This is a genomic window from Chitinophaga sp., from assembly GCF_036566945.1.
Taxonomy (GTDB): Bacteria; Bacteroidota; Bacteroidia; order Chitinophagales; family Chitinophagaceae; genus Chitinophaga.
Window position 1 is genome coordinate 1 of record NZ_DATCVJ010000297.1, and the last position, 4,115, is coordinate 4,115.

General features: G+C 46.9%; 2 protein-coding genes. Both read left to right on the top strand.

Features of this window, described 5'->3' with window-relative positions; translation table 11 throughout:
* The coding region (locus tag VIP81_RS08805) for a SusC/RagA family TonB-linked outer membrane protein (protein WP_331958601.1) at positions 1 to 2,760 on the top strand (2,760 nt) is incomplete at its 5' end.
* Between the two features lie 58 nt (positions 2,761 to 2,818).
* A partial coding sequence (locus VIP81_RS08810) for a SusD/RagB family nutrient-binding outer membrane lipoprotein (protein ID WP_331958604.1) occupies positions 2,819 to 4,115 on the top strand: 1,297 nt, incomplete at its 3' end.

Here is a 4,115-nt window from a genome sequence, read left to right on the forward strand (position 1 = left end):
GTGGTAACCGCCCTGGGTGTGAAGAGAGATGAAAAAGCACTGGGTTATGCCGTACAGGCAGTAAAAGGCTCACAGCTGCAAACAGTGAAAGGTGTGGACCTGGGGACTTCCCTGACCGGACAGGTATCCGGTTTGGTGGTAAAAAACTCCACCGAATTCAATGGTATACCCACCCTTGAAATGCGTGGTGAAAGCCCATTACTGGTAATCGATGGGGTGCCTTATGGCAACATGACCCTGCGTGATATTCCTACCGATGATATTGAAAGCATTAACATGCTTAAAGGCGCTACTGCAGCGGCACTCTATGGTGCCCGCGGTTCTGCCGGCGCTATTATGATCTCCACCAAAAGAGGAAAAGATGATCGTTTATCCGTAGACGTGAACAGCACTACGATGTTTGGCCTTGGCTACCTGGCCATTCCGAAAACCCAAACTTCCTATGGTCACGGTTTGAATGGTAAAATAGCCAGCGACTATGTGTGGGGGCCTAAACTGGACGTTGGAAATACTGCTGTACAGTGGAATCCGGTGACTAAACAAAATGAAGACATGCCACTGGTGTCCAGCGGAAAGAACAATCTTAGCAACTTCCTGGAAACAGGATTGATCACCAACAACAGCATCAGCGTTACCAAAGGTGGCAAGAATGGTTTTTTCAGAGCAGGCGTGAATCACATCTACAACAAAGGTCAGTTTCCTAATCAGAAATTGAATGTGCTGAATTACACCATGAGCGGCGAATTAAAGGCCGGCGATAAGTTCAGCCTCGAAAGCCATATGGGTTATACCCGTACTTCCGCACCACAACTCTGGGGTAGCGGCTATGGCACACAAGGATATATTTACCAGATCCTGATGTGGACCGGCCCTGACTATGATATCAGAAAATACAAAGACTACTGGGTAACACCCAACGTAAAACAGAACTGGCTGTACAATGCATGGTATGATAACCCCTACCTGATCGCCAACGAGAAACTGAGAAGCACCGAACAAAATAAACTGAATGCCAGTCTGACCATGAACTATTCGATCACCAAGGATCTGAAGCTCATGTTCAGAAATGGTTACGACTATTACAAAAATGAAGATGGTATCCGCAACCCGGCTGGTATCTATTCTACCAACGGCGGATCTATTGGTAATTCCTTCAACTTCAGCTTTAGCGGTAAAGGATTATACGGAATGAATGAAAGCTGGGGTAACAGTATCAACAGTGATCTGATCCTGACCTACAACAAGCAGGTGAAGAAATGGAACATTGATGCATTGGGTGGTGGAAGTATTTTCTACTACAACAACAGAGAGATGGGCGCCCAAACAAGAAACGGTTTGGCAGTACCAGGCTGGTATTCACTGGCCAATGCCGTGCCTTCCACCACGGCGGGTGTAGATGCACTGATCAACAACTACGGTACCTGGGCTAAACAAATGAACAGTACTTACGGTAAAGTATCCGTTTCCTGGAACAGCGCTGTTTTCCTGGACGTTACCGGCAGAAATGACTGGAGTTCTACCCAGCCATCAGATGCCAGATCTTATTTCTATCCTTCTGTAGCTACCAGCGTATTGCTGTCCGAGTTTATCAGCATGCCGCAATGGGTGGATATGTGGAAAGTGAGAGGTTCCTGGACCATCACCAAAACACCACTGGATGTATATGCCAACAACCTGTCTTACACCATCAGCAATTCCTGGGGTAACATCGGCGCCACCACGCCGGATAACCTGGCAGGAACAGACCTGCTGGCTACCACTACCCGCACCTGGGAAATAGGTACCGCCGGTTATCTGTTTAAAAAGAGATTGCACGTAGATGCGGCTTACTATACCAAGCTTTACTACAACACACAGCTGAAACAAACGATCGCACCTTCTTCCGGCTACGCCAGTACGCTGATCAACACCGGCGAAACCTACGCCCGCCGTGGTGTGGAAATCACCCTCGACGGAACGGTACTGAAAAGAAACAATTTCGAATGGCAGTCTATGGTCAACTTCTCTACCCAACACCGTTATTATGTAGATATTGATCCTGTTTATTCTGCCAAGAACCTGTGGACTAAACCAGGTGGACGTTTGGACGTATATGCACAAACAGAACATGCATTGAGAGATCCGGAAGGCAACATGATTCATCAGAATGGCTTGCCTATGCTGAGCAAATACAGCGAGCAGTTTGGTTATACAGATCCTAAGTTTACTTTCGGTTTCGTCAACAACTTTGCGTTCCACAATTTTAACATCGGTATCAGCATTGATGGCCGCATTGGTGGAGTGATGTATGACTACGTATATAATAAGATGTTTGATACCGGCTCTGCACCTGAAACAGATAACGAATACCGTTATGATGAAGTAGTGAAGGGGTTGAAAAACTATGTAGGTAAAGGCGTGAAAGTAGTGAGCGGTGAAGTGGCCTACGATAACTTTGGCCGTATCACAAAAGATACCCGTCAATATGCGCCAAACGATGTACCGGTAAGCTACCAGAGCTACACCCGTTTATGGGGTAATTCCTATGAGCATGGTATCATGAACAAAGGTTTTGTAAAACTGAGAGAAGTATCTATCGGCTACCGCATCCCACAACGCTATTTCGGTAATTCAGGTATCAGAAATGCAGCCGTTTCCCTTACAGGACAGAACCTGCTGCTGATCACCAAATTCAAATACGCAGATCCGGACATCGATAGTGAAAACATGAACGCCCCTGCACAACGCATGGTAGGTATGAACATTAAGGTGGGCTTCTAGTTAAAAATACGGGTGTACAACATGGCTTTGGTGTACTCCTGACAAACATTACTCAATCATGAATAAGCATATTTCTAAAATATCCATCATTGCGTCATTGGTGGCTGGTATGGGTCTTACCAGCTGCAGCAAAAAATTTGACGATATCAATACCAATCCAGATAAGCCTTCTACCGCCTCTTCTGGCTGGCTGGCTACGAGTATACTCACCTCCGTTACCTCCAAGGATATCAGTACAGGTACCGGTTTCCGGCAGCCGTTTACCCTGGGCAAATACATTGCCTGGAGTGAGCTGGCCAGTGATAACCAGTACAATAAGCTGACAAGGGCCAATTTCGACAGATTGCTGGTATTGCGGAACGTGAGCCCAATGGTGGATAATGCGAGCACACCGGAGCTGAAAAACAGTTATGATGGCTTCGGACATTTTGTACGGGCCTGGCAGTTTTTTCAGGTAACCATGCAGCTGGGAGATGTACCTTACTCCCAGGCCATACAGGGCGGCAGCGGTGTTATCAAAGCAAAGTACGATACACAGAAAGAGGTATTTACAGGCATCCTCAGCGAACTGGATCAGGCGGATGCATTGTTGTCTAAAGGAGTGGATTTTCCAGGAGATTTTATCTTCCAGGGAAGTGTCGACAAATGGAGAAGGGTGGTAAACACTTTCGAATTGCATGTGCTGATGAGCCTTTCCAAAAAAGCAACAGACACTGATCTGAAAGTAGCGCAAAAGTTCAATGAGGTGATGCAACGTCCGCTGATGAGAGATTACAGCGACAACTTTGCGGTGACCTACACTGCCTCTGCCGGTTACTGCTACCCATGGAGCAGCACCCCCGCGCAGATCAACCCCTTCGTTATTTATCCGATGTTATCTACCACGCTGATAGATCTGATGAAGCCCGCACAGGACAGAAGGTTGTTTTATTTTGCCGAGCCAGCTGCCGCAAAAATTGCCGGAGGTAAACTGCCGTCAGCATATGACGCATACGTTGGGGTAGAACCTGCGGATGAATTTTCTGCTACCATCAACGCGTTAAATTCCGGTAACTACTGTAATGTAAACAAGCGTTATGTAGAAATGTACAATGCAGAACCGGTGGGCCTGCTGAACTACTGGGATCTACAATTCATCCTCGCGGAAGCAACAGTGAGAGGCTGGATCACTGGTACCGCTGCACAAACCTATTATGCCAATGGTATTAAAAGCTCTATGTCTTTCCTGGCAAAATATGCACCTGCTACTTATGCCCACGGGATGGTGATGGATGATACCTATATTACCGGTTATCCTGCTACCGTTGCCTTGACCGGCTCCGCGGAAAATCAGATCAAACAGATTATCTCGCAGA